This is a genomic window from Streptomyces sp. NPDC048606, from assembly GCF_040650855.1.
Classification (GTDB): domain Bacteria; phylum Actinomycetota; class Actinomycetes; order Streptomycetales; family Streptomycetaceae; genus Streptomyces.
This window is the reverse complement of record NZ_JBEZIB010000017.1, coordinates 125659-140687: the sequence shown is the minus strand read 5'-3', so window position 1 is coordinate 140687 and position 15029 is coordinate 125659. Positions and strand designations below refer to the sequence as shown.

Below are 15029 nucleotides of genomic sequence, written 5' to 3'. Positions count from 1 at the left end.
CCGGCCGGCCCCGTCGGGCGGGCGCGGCCACAGTGGTCCCATGACGCGAACGCAGAGCGCCGTGATCAGCACCCGGCTGAACTGGCTGCGGGCCGGGGTGCTCGGCGCCAACGACGGGATCATCTCGACGGCCGGCCTGGTGGTGGGCGTGGCCGGGGCCACCACCTCGCGCGCCGCGATCCTGACGGCGGGCGTGGCCGGACTCCTGGCGGGCGCGCTGTCGATGGCGGCGGGGGAGTACGTGTCGGTCAGCTCCCAGCGGGACTCGGAGCGGGCCGCGCTGGACGTGGAGCGGCGGGAACTGGCCGAGGAGCCCGAGGCGGAGCTGGAGGAGCTGACCGAGTTGCTGATGGCGCGGGGGCTGGAACGGGACCTGGCCCGGGAGGCGGCCGAGCAGCTCACCGAGCGGGACGCGTTGCGGGCGCACGCCCGGGTGGAGCTGGGGATCGAACCGGACGAGCTGGCGAACCCCTGGCACGCGGCGTTCGCCAGCCTGGTGGCCTTCACGGTGGGGGCGCTGCTGCCGCTGGTGGCGGTGGTCCTGCCGGGGGCGTCGCAGCGGGTGCCGGTGACGGTGGGGGCGGTACTGGCGGCGCTCACCCTGTGTGGGCTGGTCAGCGCCCGCCTGGGCGGGGCCCCGCCGGCGCGGGCGGTCGCGCGCAACGTCCTGGGCGGGGCCCTCGCGATGGGCGTCACGTACGCGGTGGGCACCTGGCTCGGCACGACCTGACGCGGGTGGCCGGGTCCGGGGGGCCGGAGGCCGGAGGGCCGGGGTCCGGTGGCTGCGGGGTCCGGGTCCGGGGTCCGGTGGCTGCGGGGCCGGGGGCGGGGGTGGGGTGGGGCGCCGTCCGGGGTAGGCATGATTTATGGCCCCTGAGCGGAGGCGCGAAGCGGGACGGCGGTGGGGGCCACACATCACGTTTGACACCCCGGACAGCGCCCCACCCCACCCCCGCCCCCGGCCGGGTGTGCGTCTTCCGACCCGGGTGTTTGCTTCCGTCCCGGGTCAGGTGTGGGTCTTCCCGCCCGGAATGCGACACGCTCGATGAGGGGCGGGGTCCGGGGCGGAGCCTCGGGGATGGGGGACGGGTGGGGTGGGGAGCGCGGCCCGTGCCGTGGTGGCCGGCGGTCGCGCCGCGCGCCGCCCCCCCCGGGGAGCGCGGCCCGTGCGGCGGCATGCGGGGAGCCGTGCCGATCGGCCCGGGTGGGGGACCGGCGGGGGACCCGGACGCCACACTGGGGGCATGCGTATCGCCCTCACCGGATCCTCCGGACTCATCGGCAAGGCCCTCGTACGCTCCCTGCGCGCCGACGGCCACGACCTCGTCCGCTTCGTGCGCCGCGCCCCCACCGGTCCCGAGGAGGCGCGGTGGGATCCCCGCGAGGGGTACGTCGACCCCGCCGGGCTCGACGGGGTCGACGCCGTCGTGCACCTGGCCGGGGCCGGCGTCGGCGACCACCGGTGGACGGCCGCGTACAAGAAGGAGATCCGCGACAGCCGGGTCCTCGGCACCGCCGCCATCGCCCGCGCCGTGGCCGCCCTCGCGACCCCGCCGTCCGTCCTCGTCTGCGGCAGCGCCGTCGGCTACTACGGCGACACCGGCGAGCACCGCGTCGACGAGTCGGCCCCGCCCGGACAGGGCTTCCTGCCCTCCGTCTGCGTGGAGTGGGAGGCCGCCGCCCGCCCCGCCCGGGAGGCCGGCATCCGTACCGCGCACGCCCGTACCGGGCTGGTGGTCTCCGCCGAGGGCGGGGCCTGGGGGCGGATGTTCCCGCTCTTCCGGGCCGGACTCGGCGGCCGGCTCGGCGACGGCCGCCAGTACTGGCCGTTCATCTCGATGCACGACGAGGTCGCCGCCCTGCGCCACATCATCGACACCCCCGCCCTCTTCGGCCCCGTGAACCTCACCGCCCCCGAGCCCCTGACGAACCGTGAGGTCACGGCCGCCATGGGGCGGGTCCTGCGCCGCCCGACGGTGTTCGCCGTGCCCGCCCCGGCCCTGCGCCTCGCCCTCGGGGAGTTCTCGCAGGACGTGCTGGTCGGTCAACGGGCCGTGCCCCGGCGCCTGTCGGAGACCGGCTTCACCTTCGCGCACCCCGGTATCGACGAGGCGATCCGGGCGGCCCTGACGCGCGAGCCGACGTAGGGGCGGGCGCACCGTCTGACCACGTGCGACCGTTCGTGACCCGGATGCGACCGTCATGCGACCGGAGTTGTGCGTAATACCCGGCCGGACTCGGGTTCTGCCGGAGCCCGTTGGGGGAAGGAGGATCCCCACACAGCCGCGCCGACCTCGGGGAGGGGCACGTGCTCAGCAGCACACACCGCGCCGTACACCACGCCGCACACCGTGCGGACGTAGTCATCGTCGGAGCCGGAGTCTCAGGACTCGCGGCCGCACACCACCTGATCGCGGCGGGGGTCACGGTCAGCGTCCTGGAGACCGCCGCCGATCCCGGCGGCCGGATGGCCACCGCGTCGGTGGACGGCTTCCGGCTCGACCGGGTCGGCCAGCTTCTCAACACCTCGTACACCGAACCCGACCGCACCCCGGGCCTGGAGGGGCTGGTCCTGCGCCCCTTCGGCCCCGGCGTCCTGGTCGCCGGCGCCGACGGCAGGCAGCAGCGGGCCGGGGCCCTCACCCCCGCCCGCGCCCTGGCCAGCGGCTCCCTGGACCAGGCCCGCCTCAGCGCCGCCCTCGCGCGGCTCGCCGCACTGCCCCCGGACCGGCTGCTCGCCCGGCCCGAACGCACCGCCCACGCCGCCCTGCGCACCCGCGGCCTGCCGCCCCGCACCGTCAACGGGATCCTGCGGCCCCTGCTGTCCGCCCTGCTGCGCGACCCGGAGCTCACCACCTCCAGCCGCGTCGCCGACCTCGCCCTGCGCACCTTCGCCCGCGGCCGGCTCGCCGTCCCGGAGGGCGGCGCCCGCGTCCTGCCCGACCTCCTCGCGGCCGGCCTGCCCCCCGGCACCGTCCGCACCGGCGTCCGGGTCCGCTCCGTCTCCACCCACCTGGTCACCACCGAGGAGCACGGCGACTTCGCCTGCCGCTCCGTCGTCCTGGCCACCGGCGCCCGCGCCGCCGCCGAACTGCTGCCCGGCCTGCGGGTGCCCGACTTCCACGAGGTCACGGTCATCCACCACGCCACCCGCACCCCCCTGCCCTGGGACGGCTCGCTGCTCCTGGACGCCGACCCCAAGTGGCCGATCGCCCACACCACCGTGATGAGCGCCGTCGACCCCACCCGGGCCCCCGCCGGCCGCAGCCTGGTCACCACCACCGTCCACGGCCCGCCCCCGCCCGCCCGCACCGTCGCCGCGCGCCTGGCCCGGCTCTACGAGACCTCGACCCGGGACTGGGAGCTCCTGGCCGTCCACCACACCCCGGAGGCCGTACCCGCCATGCCGCCCCCGTACGACCTGCGACGACCCGTACGGGTCCTGGCCGGCCTCTATGTCTGCGGGGACCACCGCGACTCGAACACCGTCCAGGGCGCCCTGCACTCCGCCCGGCGGGCCGCCGGGGCCCTGCTGCGCGACTTCGGCATCCCGATCCCGGCCCACCCGCGCCCCGCCGTACCGGCGGCCGCCTGACCCACCCGTCGGGGCCCGGTCCCTCCCGGGACCGGACCCCGACGGACGCGCCCGCGATCAGGACAGGGCCGCCACCCGGTCCCGGTACGTCCGCACGGCCGCCGCGTCCCGGTAGGGCTCCAGCCGCCGCTCGAAGTCGCGCACGTACTCCACCGCCCGCACCGACCGCATCTCCGTCGCCTGCTGCGCCGCCTCCGCCCCCAGCGCGCAGGCCTGGTCCAGCTCGCCCAGCCCCAGCCGGGCCGTGGCCAGCACCACCCGGCAGAACAGCCGCGAGCGGGCGAAGCCCGGTGCCCTCAGTTGCAGGGACCGCTCCGCGTGCTGCGCCGAGGCCCGGTACTGCTGGAGGTCGCGGTGGCAGTGCCCGAACTCGTCCGCCAACTGCCCCTCGTCGAACAGCCGGGCCCAGTGCGGTACGTCGTCCCCCGGCCGGGCCGCGCCGAGCGCCCGCTCGGCCCGCACCAGAGCGGCCGTCGCCGCCCGCACCTCGCCCAGCACCGCGTGCCCGCGCGCCTCGGAGGAGTGCAGCAGGGCCTGCACCACCGGCGGCGGGCCCGACCCGACGCCCTGCTGGGCCACCCGGGCCAGCTGCACCGCCTCCCGGCCGTGCCCGAGGTACACCGCCTGCCGGCTCATCGTGATCAGCACGTACGACCCGTACGCCCGGTCCCCGGCGGCCTGCGCCAGCCGCAGCGCCTGCACGAAGTAGCGCTGGGCGAGCCCGTGGGCGGCGATGTCGTACGAGGTCCAGCCCGCGAGGCGGGTCAGGTCGGCCGCGGCGGAGAACAGCCGCCGCCCGGTGGCCTCCCCGTAGGTGCCCCGCAGCATGGGCTCCGCCTCGTGCTCCAGGTACCGCACGAGGGCCTGCCGGGCGTGCCCGCCGCCGTAGGTGTGGTCCAGGGTCCGGAACAGCTCGCCCACCGACCGCAGCGCCGCGATGTCCCCACCGGTCACCCGCTGTCCGGGACCCCGGTCCACCTGCCGTTGCCGCGGGACGGAGGCGCGGCCCTGCGCCGGGACCCGGGCGCCGGCCTCCGCGCCGCGCCCCACCCGCTCGTCGGCCCGGCCGATGAGCCAGTCCCGGCTGGGGACGACCAGCCCGGCCGGGGTGAAGGCGATCTTGCGCAGCTCGGCGTGCGAACCGGAGTCCTTGCGCCACAGGCCGCTCGCGATGTCGACGGCCTCCTCGGGGGTGGCCGCGAACTCCAACCCGGCGTAGACGGGCGCGCAGGCGTCCAGGCCCAGGTCCTGGGCGGACAGGCGGCGGCCCAGACGCCGGGTGAAGACCTCCGCGATCAGCGCGGGGGTCGTACCGCGCGGCTGTTGGCCGCGCAGCCACCGGGTCACGGAGGTTTTGTCGTACCGCAGATCGAGCCCGTGCTCCAGGCCGAGCTGGTCGACGCGGCGGGCGAGCCCGGCGTTGGAGAACCCGGCTTCGGCGATCAGCGCCGCGAGCTGCCGGTTGGGGACGCGCTGGGCAGGTCGTTCCGTCATCGGCTCCACGGTTTCCTGACGCGACGGACCGGAGCACCGGCCCTTGAACGGCGCGAATGTAGCGGCGAACTTCGCTCACACCGCCCTCTCTGCCCCACATTCATCCGATCGTGTGCAGATTGGGTAGGGCTCTTTACGGCCCGGTCCACACCCTCCGCCGTACGCCGCGCCCCGACGACCCGTCGGCCCCGACCCGGCGGGACCGGGCGGAGGCCCGGCGCGGGAGGGGCCTGACGGCCCGCGCGGGGGTCGCCGTACCCTTGCCGAGTGCGATACGTGCACACAGCAGGTTCAACGAGGAGGCGCCGCGGTGACTGAGCTTTCGTTCGTCCATCTGGGCTTCGGGCCGGAATCCGTCGAGTACACCGAGGCCTGGGAGGAGCAGCGGCGCGTGCACGCCGCCCGCTTCGCCGAGGAGATCGGCGACACCTGCCTGCTCGTGGAACACCTGCCGGTCTACACGGCCGGTCGGCGCACCGACCCGAGCGAGCGTCCCCTGGACGGCACCCCCGTCATCGACGTGGACCGGGGCGGCAAGATCACCTGGCACGGTCCCGGCCAGCTCGTCGGCTACCCGATCATGAAGCTGCCCCGGCCGGTCGACGTGGTCGCGCACGTGCGCCGCCTGGAGGAGGCCCTGATCCGCACCGCCGCCGAGTTCGGCGTGGCGACCACCCGGATCGAGGGCCGTTCCGGGGTGTGGGTGCTCGGCGACCCGGTCGAGGACCGCCCGAAGCTCGGCGGTCTCTCCCTGGACTTCGACCCCCGCCTGCACGACGACGAGTTCGACGCCCGCCTCAACGGCCCCGAGTACGCTCCGTCCAACGCCGGCCAGCGCCGCGAGGACCGCAAGCTGGCCGCCATCGGCATCCGGGTCGCCAAGGGCGTCACGATGCACGGGTTCTCGATCAACGTGAACCCGGACAACACCTGGTTCGACCGGATCGTGCCCTGCGGCATCCGCGACGCCGGTGTGACCTCGCTCTCGTACGAACTGGGCCGCGAGGTCACCATCGCCGAGCTGCTGCCGGTGGTGGAGCGCCACCTCAGGGACGTGCTGGAGAACGCGGAGCTGCGGCCCCGCGAGATCGAGCCGGCCGCCGGCTGACCGGCGGGGGAATGCGTCCGGCCGACCTCGGGTTGGCCGACGTAAGAGCGTACGAAATTACGGGCGTACCCTGGTGGGCGCCGAAGAATCGAAGTCACAGGGAGCCGGTCGTGTCCGCAGTCGCACCCGACGGACGCAAGATGCTGCGCCTGGAGGTCCGTAACAGCCAGACCCCCATCGAGCGCAAGCCCGAGTGGATCAAGACCCGGGCGAAGATGGGTCCCGAGTACACGAAGATGCAGGCCCTGGTGAAGGGCGAAGGACTGCACACCGTGTGCCAGGAGGCCGGTTGCCCCAACATCTACGAATGCTGGGAGGACCGCGAGGCCACCTTCCTCATCGGTGGCGACCAGTGCACCCGGCGCTGTGACTTCTGCCAGATCGACACGGGCAAGCCCGAGGCCCTGGACCGGGACGAGCCGCGTCGCGTCGGCGAGTCCGTGGTCACCATGGACCTGAACTACGCCACCATCACCGGCGTCGCCCGCGACGACCTGCCGGACGGCGGCGCGTGGCTGTACGCGGAGACCGTGCGGCAGATCCACCAGCAGACGGCGGGCCGCGAGACCGGCCACACCAAGGTCGAGCTGCTGGCCCCCGACTTCAACGCGGTCCCGGAGCTCCTGGAGGAGGTCTTCGCCTCCCGCCCCGAGGTCTTCGCGCACAACGTCGAGACCGTGCCGCGCATCTTCAAGCGGATCCGACCCGGTTTCCGCTACGAGCGCTCGCTCGACGTGATCACCAAGGCGCGCGAGTACGGCCTGGTGACGAAGTCGAACCTGATCCTCGGCATGGGCGAGGAGCGCGAGGAGGTCAGCGAGGCGCTGCGCGACCTGCACGCCGCGGGTTGTGAACTCATCACGATCACCCAGTACCTGCGGCCCTCGCCGCGGCACCACCCCGTCGAGCGCTGGGTCAAGCCGGCCGAGTTCGTCGAGCTGGCGAAGGAGGCCGAGGAGATCGGCTTCTCCGGCGTCATGTCCGGCCCGCTGGTCCGGTCGTCGTACAGGGCGGGCCGCCTCTACACGCAGGCGATGGAGAAGCGCAGCGGAGTCGTAGCGTAGGTTGCGGGCCCGCCCGAGGTACGAGGGCGGGCACGCGGCCGAAGCGGTGGCGAGGCGGAGCTCGACCGACGGCGCGAGAAGCGCGCGACTGTGTGAAGTCACGCACAAACACTTACCACTGGGTAACAAAGTGGCGGCGCGGCCCCTAGGCTCATTCGAGGAAGAGCCTGGCGGGCCGCGTCAGTGTTTGCAACGCGTCGATCACATTTGACCGACCGGTCACGCCCTGGTAACACCTGTCAGTGACGCTGGGTCCACGCACCGCACACAATCCGATGCGAGTTCCGAGAGAGGGATCGACATCATGCAGGCCGCGCCCGTTCGCGCCATCGCCATTCCGTCCTTCACCCAGGCCGTCCGCGGCATCGAATCGCTCCTCATGAGCGGTGCCCGCCGCAACGCCTGGACCGCGGTCCTGGAGGACCGCCGCAGGGCGAAGGACCGGGTCGAAACCGAGCACGTACTCGAGGCCGCGGCCACCCGTACCCCACAGGCCACGTAAACTCGCCCTATGGCGAGGAAGTCAAACGCAGAGACTGCTGCGAACCCCGGGCGAATGAAGCAGATCGCCCTGACGTACAAGATGACGCGCAAGGCCGACCCGAAGGTCGGTCTGATCGTCGCGGGCCTGGGAATCGTCACCTTCGGTGTCTTCCTTGCGATCGGCTTCCTGATCGGCCACCCGGTCTACCTGGGCATCCTGGGCTTCCTGGTGGCGTTCCTCGTGATGGCGATCGTCTTCGGACGACGGGCCGAGCGGGCTGCCTTCGGGCAGATGGAGGGACAGCCGGGCGCGGCCGCGGCCGTACTGGACAACGTGGGACGGGGCTGGACCACCACCCCGGCCGTCGCGATGAACCGCAACCAGGACATCGTGCACCGTGCCGTCGGCAAGGCGGGCGTCGTCCTCATCGCGGAGGGCAACCCGAACCGGGTCAAGACCCTCCTGGCGGCCGAGAAGCGCAAGCTGGCCCGCATCATGCCCGACGTCCCGGTCCACGACTTCATCGTGGGCACCGGCGAGGGCGAGGTGCCGCTCAAGAAGGTCCGTACGACCCTCCTGAAGCTCCCGCGCGTCCTGTCGGGCCCCCAGATCACCCAGGCCAACGACAAGCTCCGGGCCATGGGCGACCTCATGAGCAACATGCCGGTGCCGAAGGGCCCCATCCCCGGGCGTGGCATCCGGGGTCAGCGACCGCGTTGATCGCATCCGTGGTGCTCCGCACGGTCAGTTCCATCGCGGGCAGAGGATGAGGTTCCGTTGGAGGGGTGCCTTGGCACCCCTCCAACGCGTTCATGCGGGCTTCCCACAGGCCTGAGGTCACCCAGCGTCGCCAGTGGCCGCGCAAGCCCGTGGAGCCGCTCCTCGCATCCAGTTCGGCCCATCGCGCATCCGTCCTCGCCTTCTCCAGCAGGGCCTCCAGGACGGTGCGAGGTGACAGGCCGCCCTTCTGCCGAGCGGTCGTCGCCCCTCCCGGGAAGAGGTTCAGGTCGACCAGGCGAGACCAGACATCTTCGGTCACCAACGGGACCGACCTGCCGTTCCGGCGAAACCACTCGGCGACGGGACAGGCCACGCCCCGCCGCATGGGCGGTGGCGGCCCGATCAGCCGGATCCGGACGTCGAGAAGGGCCATCGCCTCTTTTCGCCGCTCGCCGGCCAAGTCCTTCGCGTGTGCGGCGCAGAGGAGGGCGCGGGTGTTCTCCCAGGCCCAATCGTCGATTCCCGTGGCATGGATCTGGGGGCAGGAGCAGACGGGCGCGCCCGCGTAGGCGGCGCGCTTCCCCGCGCAGACGTAATGGGGTGACTTCTCGCCGGCCGGACTGCCGCCGACGTAGTGCCTTCCGCAGGGGCTGCCGATGCGCCCACTGAGGGCGTAGCGGTTCCACAGCACGGGTGGGGCCTTCGGCCGTCGTGAGACGGCGTCCCGGAGTTCGACCACTTCGGCTTCGGTGAAGACGGGATCGAGCGGGATCTCCAGGCTCTCCCCCCACACGGGGGCGCCGTCCGGCCCGGTCTTCGATCGGGACGGCTTGCGAAAGACGAAGCGGGCGCTCAACAGGTCCTCGTCCATGAGTCGCGCCCTGATGTTGGCCTCGCTCCAACGCCCGCCCGATCGGGTGCGGGAACCCTCCTGATTCAGGGCCAGTGCGACGCGGCCCCACTTGCCGCGCTGTTCGACGGCGAGCCGCCTCGCCCGGCGCAGGGTCGGTGCCTCGTGACGGGTGGTGCAGGGGACGGCGGGCCCACACCGCTCTCCGCCGTCGCATTCGTCGAGCACCAGGCGCTGCTCGCCCAGGCGGCCCACGTCGAGAATGCGGTACCCGTAGCGCGGCTGCCCTCCGGGGTGGCCCCCCTGAAGCGCCTTCTCCTGGATGCCGCGTCGAGTGCGATCGCGGATGTTCCTGTGCTCCCGGAAGGCGTGCCGGGCGTCCTGCCGCATCCGGGCACGCCCGGCGGCGGTGGAACTGTCGTAGTCCGCGTCGGCGACGGCGACGAAAACGCCCAGACCTTCGAGCTCCCGCAGCCAGTGCCAGAAGGCGGGCCCGGCGCGACCGATCGCCCGCGCCTCGTGGACGACGACCATGTCGAACGGGCGTGGGTGCCGCCTGGCATCTGCCATCAGGCGCGTGAGCGCATCGCGTCCGTGGGCCTGGACGGTGCCGCTGACGCCCCGGTCGGCGTACGTGTCGACGTGCAGCCGGCCCTTCGCCGCGATGTAGCGCGAGGTGCTTCTGCCGGTATAGGCGATTCCATACCCTTTGGCCTGCGACGGAGTGGAGACGCGCAGGTAGTCGACCGCTCGCGGGGTTCCGCCCGCCCCGGAGGCGGCTTCCCTGCGGGGCGCGAAGGCGTCGCCCATGTCCGTCCTCCCGGGCCGGCCGGATCCCGAGGTGTCGCCGCAGGCCCGGGTCGTTCGTGTGTCCGCAGGCTAGGAGAAGTGGGTCGCGGTCGAGGTCCCGGGTGCCGTGGATCTGCCCGCAAGGGTGACTTCCCGACGGAAGGCGGGTCCGGATTGCATGCAGATGCGACGATGCCCCCGGCCGCAGGAAGGGCCGGGGGCATCCTCGTGGCGGGAGACCGGCGCTAGATGCGGACCTGGAGGGCGCCCGCGAGGCGGTCGTGGAGGCCGCGGCCGTCGCGGTCCCAGATCAGCGCCGGGACGACCAGGGCCAGCAGGGCCGTGCGCAGCAGGACGCGCGGGATGCCGAGGCGGCCGCCGTCCTGCGAAATCACCCGGAGGCCGAGGATCCGCTTGCCGGGGGTGAAGCCCACCGTGCTCACGGTGAGCAGGGTCAGGGCCAGGAAGAGGCCCAGCGTCCAGTTGCCGGCGGCGGCCAGGTCGCCGCCCGTGATCAGTCCGTATGCGATCAGCTGGCAGCCGATCCAGTCGATGGCGACAGCTCCGATCCGACGTCCGAAGCGGGCCACCGAGCCGGGCCCCGACTGGGGCAGGCCGAGCCGCTGGCCCGGATAGCCGAAGTCGACGCCCATCTCCTCGGCGGCCGCACGGGGGCCGGAGAGCCAGGATCCGATTGCTTGCCTGTTGTCCACCCGACCACGGTACCGGTGGTGTCTGCGGGCCCTCGGACGGGACCCTGGTTAACTTGTGCGAAACAAATGGGTCATGCTTGGGAAATCCCGCCTGCTTATGGTCGGGTCAGCGTGCGGCACCGCACTGACGCACCACGAGCTATAAAGCCCGTCCCTGCCCCGGGTCGGGAGTAGGAGGAGTTGGATGTTCAAGAACGCCGACGAAGTGAAGCAGTACATCGAGGAGAACGACGTCAAGTTCGTCGACGTCCGCTTCTGCGACCTGCCTGGTGTGATGCAGCACTTCACCATCCCGGCGCGAGCGTTCGACCCGGCGGAGGAGCTCGCCTTCGACGGTTCCTCGATCCGCGGTTTCCAGGCGATCCACGAGTCCGACATGGCTCTGCGCGCCGACATCACCACCGCGCGGCTGGACCCGTTCCGCAAGGACAAGACGCTCAACATCAACTTCTTCATCCACGACCCGATCACGGGCGAGGCCTACAGCCGCGACCCCCGCAACATCGCGAAGAAGGCCGAGGCCTACCTCGCCTCGACCGGTATCGCCGACACCGCGTTCTTCGGCCCCGAGGCCGAGTTCTACGTGTTCGACAGCGTGCGCTTCGCGACCTCCGCGAACGAGGGCTTCTACCACATCGACTCCGAGGCCGGCGCCTGGAACACCGGCTCCGAGGAGAACAACCGCGGCTACAAGGTCCGCTACAAGGGCGGTTACTTCCCGGTCGCCCCGGTCGACCACTTCGCCGACCTGCGCGCCGAGATCTCCCTCGAACTGGACGCCCAGGGCCTCCAGGTCGAGCGTCAGCACCACGAGGTCGGCACCGGTGGTCAGGCCGAGATCAACTACAAGTTCAACACGCTGCTCGCCGCGGCCGACGACCTGATGCTCTTCAAGTACATCGTGAAGAACGTCGCCTGGCGCAACGGCAAGACCGCGACCTTCATGCCGAAGCCGATCTTCGGTGACAACGGCTCGGGCATGCACGTGCACCAGTCGCTGTGGGCGAACGGCGAGCCGCTGTTCTACGACGAGGCCGGCTACGCGGGCCTGTCGGACACCGCCCGCTACTACATCGGCGGCATCCTCAAGCACGCCCCGTCGCTGCTGGCGTTCACCAACCCGACGGTGAACTCCTACCACCGCCTGGTGCCGGGCTTCGAGGCCCCGGTCAACATGGTGTACTCGCAGCGCAACCGCTCCGCCGCCATGCGCATCCCGATCACGGGCTCGAACCCGAAGGCCAAGCGCGTCGAGTTCCGCGCGCCGGACCCGTCGTCGAACCCGTACCTCGCCTTCGCCGCCCTGCTCCTCGCGGGCCTCGACGGTGTGAAGAACAAGATCGAGCCGATGGAGCCGATCGACAAGGACCTCTACGAGCTCTCGCCCGACGAGCACGCGAGCGTCCCGCAGGTCCCGACCAGCCTGGAGGACGTCCTCAAGGCCCTGGAGGAGGACCACGAGTACCTCCTGGCCGGCGGTGTCTTCACCCCCGACCTCATCGAGACCTGGATCGACTACAAGCGCACGCACGAGATCGCCCCGATCGCCCAGCGTCCGCACCCGCACGAGTTCGAGCTCTACTTCGACCTGTAAGAACCCCAGGTCAGCGTGGGCAGGGAAGGCCCCCGCGGCTCTCTTCGGAGAGCGGCGGGGGCCTTCTGCTTTTGACAGTCGGGTCTGTCCGGGTAACGGTTGATACCGACGTAAGAGCCCGATAAGCCAGACACGTTCGGAGGTGCATGAAGATGCGCCGTAGGATCGTTGGAGTCGTCGTCGCCGGAGCCGCGGGGCTCACCCTGGGGCTGTTGCCGGTGACCAGTGCCTCCGCCCACGACGGCGGTTGGGGCGGGCGTTCGGACTCCCGCTACTCCGACCACTGGTACGACGACGACTGTGGCGGCGGCGGGAACGGCCGTTGGAACGACCACCACCGCAACTACGACGACGACTGGGGCCGTTGGGACAACGCCAACTGGGGCCACGGCGGTTGGTACGACGACGGGTACGACGGCCGCTACTACTACGACGACCGGGGTGGTTGGCGCTGACCCTCCGCACCGACGGACACCGTGGAACCGCAGGGCCGATGCCCCTGCTTCGCGCGTCAGCGGAGCAGGGGCATCGCGCCGGTCAGCTCGCGCAGGCAGCGGACCGCCAGGTCGGCGGGGGAGCCGGGGCCCGAGACCGGGGCGTCGCCGGCCGACCAGACCTCCAGAGCGACCCGGATCGCGTCCGTCGCCGCCGCCGCGACCAGGCGCACCGACACCTCGCTCGCCCCCGGTCCGGCCAGGCGGGCCACCACCGGCACCAGGCGCTCCTCGGACTCCTGGTTCACCCGGTACCAGACGCCCCGTAGCGCCTCGTCCGCCGCGGCCGCGCGCAGCAGTCCCCGGGTGACCTCAAGGCCCTCCTCCACGGACTGGGAGTCGCTGAGCGAGCGGGTGACCGCCCGTTCCAGGGCGACCGCCAGGGGGGTGCCGGGATCCTCTTCCGCGAGCAGGGCGCGCCAGGCGTCGCCGCCGCCCGCGAGGAGGGGGGCCACGGCTTCCTGCTTGTTGCGGAAGTAGCGGTAGAACGTGCGCAGGGCCACGCCGGCGCGGTGGGCGATGTCCTCGGCGGTGGTGCCGTCGGGGCCGTGTTCGGCGAAGAGCTCGCAGGCGGCGCGGGCGATGTCGAGCTGGGTGGCGGCCTTGCGGCGCTCGGTCAGCGACGGGGTTCCGGGACCGCTCTGGGGGGAGTACGGGCGGGGAGATCTCACGGGTGAAGCGTACCGCCCGGGATGCCGGACATTGCATTACGTGACACTCTGGCAAAACGTGCCATGTGCTCGGTACCCTTCGCCCCATGAACCGTTACGAAGGACGCCGAGTCCTCATCACCGGCGGCGGCTCCGGCATCGGCCAGGCCACCGTCCACCGCATTCTCGCCGAGGGCGGCCGCGTCCACACCGTGGACGTCAACGAGGCCGGCCTCGCCGCCACCGCCGACCGCGCCGCCGCCGACGGCCACGCCGACCGGCTGACCACCGCCGTCCTCGACATATCCGACGAGGCCGCCGTCAAGGCCGGGGTCGCCGCCGCCGTCGACGCCCTCACCGGCATCGACGTACTGGTCAACGCGGCGGGCATCCTGCGCTCCGCGCACACCCACCAGACCACGCTCGACTTCTGGAACAAGGTCATCGCCGTCAACCTGACCGGCACCTTCCTGGTCATCCGCGAATCCCTCCCGGCGCTCCTCGCCGGCGACCAGCCCGTCGTGGTCAACTTCAGCTCCACCTCGGCGAGCTTCGCCCACCCCTACATGTCCGCCTACGCGGCCAGCAAGGGCGGCATCCAGTCCATGACCCACGCCCTGGCCGCCGAGTACAGCAAGCAGGGCCTGCGCTTCGTCGCCGTGGCCCCCGGCTCCATCGAGAGCGGCATGACCACCGGCGAGGGTCCCGGCCTGCCGCAGGACACCGACTGGAGCCTGTTCACCAAGCTCGCCCCGGCCATCGGGCAGGGCTTCGCCGGCCCCCAGACCGTGGCCGGCGTCGTCGCCATGCTCGGCTCCGAGGACGGCGCCTTCATCACCGGCACGGAGATCCGCATCGACGGCGGCACGCACTACTAGGCCCTGACCTCCGGGGCGCCACGGCCCCTCAGGCCCGGAAGCGGTCCCAGAGCCGGGGGAAGCGTTCCGCCAGCACGGACTCGTCCTCGAAGTCCAGCGCGGCGCCCTCCGGCTCGGCCGCCTGCAACGGGATCCCGAGGTCCGGGGCGACCGCGCCCGTCAGCTGCTCGTACGCCTCGTCCGCCGCGTACCCCAGCTCCTCGCCGTCCCCGTCGATCTCCTCGTCGAACTCGCCCAGCAGCTCCGCCAGGCGGTCCGGCTCGTGGACGCCGCCCTCGAACACCTCCCGGCCCTGGCCGATCAGCCAGCACCGGAAGTAGTCGAACGCGTCGTCGCTCGCCCCGTCCAGCAACACCCACGCCGCTCCCCACAGCTCCCAGGTGTACGCCCGGTTGTACCGCGACTCGAAATGTCGCGCGAAGTCCAGGACGGAGTCGGGGTCGAGCAGGGCCAGCCGCTCCACGAGCAGCTCGGCGTGTTCCTCGGGGTCGCCCTCGGCGGCCTCGCGGGTACGGTCGACGATCTCCCAGAACTCCGTCTCGTCCATCACCGCTCCAGCATCACGGCTGGCCCCCACCGCCGCCACCGCGCATACG

Annotated in this window: 15 protein-coding genes; 10 read left to right on the top strand and 5 right to left on the bottom strand. The window is 72.3% G+C overall.

The window, feature by feature from the left end; genetic code table 11:
- Nucleotides 1–40 precede the first annotated feature (40 nt).
- From AB0D01_RS20030 to AB0D01_RS20020, 3 genes are all read left to right on the top strand, one after another.
- Nucleotides 41–730 carry a VIT family protein gene (locus AB0D01_RS20030; protein ID WP_363056984.1) on the top strand — a complete coding sequence of 230 codons (690 nt, stop codon included), beginning with the start codon at nt 41–43 and terminating at the stop codon, nt 728–730.
- A 514-nt stretch (nt 731–1244) separates the two neighbouring features.
- The gene (locus AB0D01_RS20025; RefSeq protein ID WP_363056982.1) at nt 1245–2147 is read left to right on the top strand and encodes a TIGR01777 family oxidoreductase; all 903 of its coding nucleotides are present in this window, start codon (nt 1245–1247) and stop codon (nt 2145–2147) included.
- Nucleotides 2148–2308: 161 nt separating this feature from the next.
- Nucleotides 2309–3595: an FAD-dependent oxidoreductase gene (locus tag AB0D01_RS20020; protein ID WP_363056980.1), complete on the top strand. Its 1287-nt coding sequence runs from the start codon at nt 2309–2311 to the stop codon at nt 3593–3595.
- A gap of 57 nt (nt 3596–3652) precedes the next feature.
- Here the strand turns inward: AB0D01_RS20020 and AB0D01_RS20015 are convergent, their stop codons facing one another.
- Complete coding sequence (locus AB0D01_RS20015) at nt 3653–5089, bottom strand: regulator (RefSeq protein ID WP_363056979.1); 1437 nt, start codon at nt 5087–5089, stop codon at nt 3653–3655.
- Nucleotides 5090–5399: 310 nt separating this feature from the next.
- On the opposite strand from AB0D01_RS20015, the gene lipB reads away from it, so the two are divergent.
- The 4 genes from lipB to AB0D01_RS19995 all read left to right on the top strand — a co-directional run bounded on the left by lipB (nt 5400) and on the right by AB0D01_RS19995 (nt 8465).
- Nucleotides 5400–6197: a lipoyl(octanoyl) transferase LipB gene (gene lipB, locus AB0D01_RS20010; protein ID WP_363056977.1), complete on the top strand. Its 798-nt coding sequence runs from the start codon at nt 5400–5402 to the stop codon at nt 6195–6197.
- Nucleotides 6198–6307: 110 nt separating this feature from the next.
- Nucleotides 6308–7261 carry a lipoyl synthase gene (gene lipA / locus AB0D01_RS20005; RefSeq protein ID WP_363056975.1) on the top strand — a complete coding sequence of 318 codons (954 nt, stop codon included), beginning with the start codon at nt 6308–6310 and terminating at the stop codon, nt 7259–7261.
- Nucleotides 7262–7565: 304 nt separating this feature from the next.
- A complete protein-coding gene (locus AB0D01_RS20000; protein ID WP_363056973.1) occupies nt 7566–7763 on the top strand; it encodes a hypothetical protein in 198 nt (65 codons plus the stop codon).
- A gap of 9 nt (nt 7764–7772) precedes the next feature.
- Complete coding sequence (locus AB0D01_RS19995; protein ID WP_363056971.1) at nt 7773–8465, top strand: DUF4191 domain-containing protein; 693 nt, start codon at nt 7773–7775, stop codon at nt 8463–8465.
- Here the strand turns inward: AB0D01_RS19995 and AB0D01_RS19990 are convergent.
- Together AB0D01_RS19990 and AB0D01_RS19985 are read right to left on the bottom strand one after the other, a co-directional pair.
- Complete coding sequence (locus AB0D01_RS19990; RefSeq protein ID WP_363056969.1) at nt 8395–10125, bottom strand: recombinase family protein; 1731 nt, start codon at nt 10123–10125, stop codon at nt 8395–8397. The genes AB0D01_RS19995 and AB0D01_RS19990 overlap by 71 nt on opposite strands.
- A 224-nt stretch (nt 10126–10349) precedes the next feature.
- Nucleotides 10350–10817 carry an RDD family protein gene (locus AB0D01_RS19985; protein WP_363056967.1) on the bottom strand — a complete coding sequence of 156 codons (468 nt, stop codon included), beginning with the start codon at nt 10815–10817 and terminating at the stop codon, nt 10350–10352.
- A 184-nt stretch (nt 10818–11001) separates the two neighbouring features.
- On the opposite strand from AB0D01_RS19985, the gene glnA reads away from it, so the two are divergent.
- Nucleotides 11002–12411, top strand: a complete 1410-nt coding sequence (gene glnA / locus AB0D01_RS19980; RefSeq protein ID WP_363056965.1) for a type I glutamate--ammonia ligase — start codon at nt 11002–11004, stop codon at nt 12409–12411.
- A 152-nt stretch (nt 12412–12563) separates the two neighbouring features.
- A complete protein-coding gene (locus AB0D01_RS19975) occupies nt 12564–12866 on the top strand; it encodes a hypothetical protein (RefSeq protein WP_363056963.1) in 303 nt (100 codons plus the stop codon).
- A 56-nt stretch (nt 12867–12922) separates the two neighbouring features.
- On the opposite strand, the gene AB0D01_RS19970 is transcribed toward AB0D01_RS19975, so the two are convergent.
- A complete protein-coding gene (locus AB0D01_RS19970) occupies nt 12923–13576 on the bottom strand; it encodes a TetR family transcriptional regulator (RefSeq protein ID WP_363056961.1) in 654 nt (217 codons plus the stop codon).
- Between the two features lie 86 nt (nt 13577–13662).
- On the opposite strand from AB0D01_RS19970, the gene AB0D01_RS19965 reads away from it, so the two are divergent.
- Nucleotides 13663–14433: an SDR family oxidoreductase gene (locus AB0D01_RS19965; RefSeq protein ID WP_363056959.1), complete on the top strand. Its 771-nt coding sequence runs from the start codon at nt 13663–13665 to the stop codon at nt 14431–14433.
- Nucleotides 14434–14461: 28 nt separating this feature from the next.
- Here the strand turns inward: AB0D01_RS19965 and AB0D01_RS19960 are convergent, their stop codons facing one another.
- Nucleotides 14462–14980 (bottom strand): DUF4240 domain-containing protein, encoded by a 519-nt coding sequence (locus AB0D01_RS19960; RefSeq protein ID WP_363056957.1) that lies wholly within the window; start codon nt 14978–14980, stop codon nt 14462–14464.
- Nucleotides 14981–15029: the final 49 nt, after the last annotated feature.

What these genes read in the sequence shown, in the direction of transcription:
- glnA (WP_363056965.1), top strand. Translation starts at nt 11,002, where the DNA reads ATGTTCAAGAACGCCGACGAAGTGAAGCAGTACATCGAGGAGAACGAC.
- AB0D01_RS19995 (WP_363056971.1), top strand. Translation starts at nt 7,773, where the DNA reads ATGGCGAGGAAGTCAAACGCAGAGACTGCTGCGAACCCCGGGCGAATG.
- AB0D01_RS19975 (WP_363056963.1), top strand. Translation starts at nt 12,564, where the DNA reads ATGCGCCGTAGGATCGTTGGAGTCGTCGTCGCCGGAGCCGCGGGGCTC.
- AB0D01_RS19990 (WP_363056969.1), bottom strand. Translation starts at nt 10,125, where the DNA reads ATGGGCGACGCCTTCGCGCCCCGCAGGGAAGCCGCCTCCGGGGCGGGC.
- AB0D01_RS20000 (WP_363056973.1), top strand. Translation starts at nt 7,566, where the DNA reads ATGCAGGCCGCGCCCGTTCGCGCCATCGCCATTCCGTCCTTCACCCAG.
- AB0D01_RS20030 (WP_363056984.1), top strand. Translation starts at nt 41, where the DNA reads ATGACGCGAACGCAGAGCGCCGTGATCAGCACCCGGCTGAACTGGCTG.
- AB0D01_RS20025 (WP_363056982.1), top strand. Translation starts at nt 1,245, where the DNA reads ATGCGTATCGCCCTCACCGGATCCTCCGGACTCATCGGCAAGGCCCTC.
- AB0D01_RS19965 (WP_363056959.1), top strand. Translation starts at nt 13,663, where the DNA reads ATGAACCGTTACGAAGGACGCCGAGTCCTCATCACCGGCGGCGGCTCC.
- AB0D01_RS19960 (WP_363056957.1), bottom strand. Translation starts at nt 14,980, where the DNA reads ATGGACGAGACGGAGTTCTGGGAGATCGTCGACCGTACCCGCGAGGCC.
- AB0D01_RS20015 (WP_363056979.1), bottom strand. Translation starts at nt 5,089, where the DNA reads ATGACGGAACGACCTGCCCAGCGCGTCCCCAACCGGCAGCTCGCGGCG.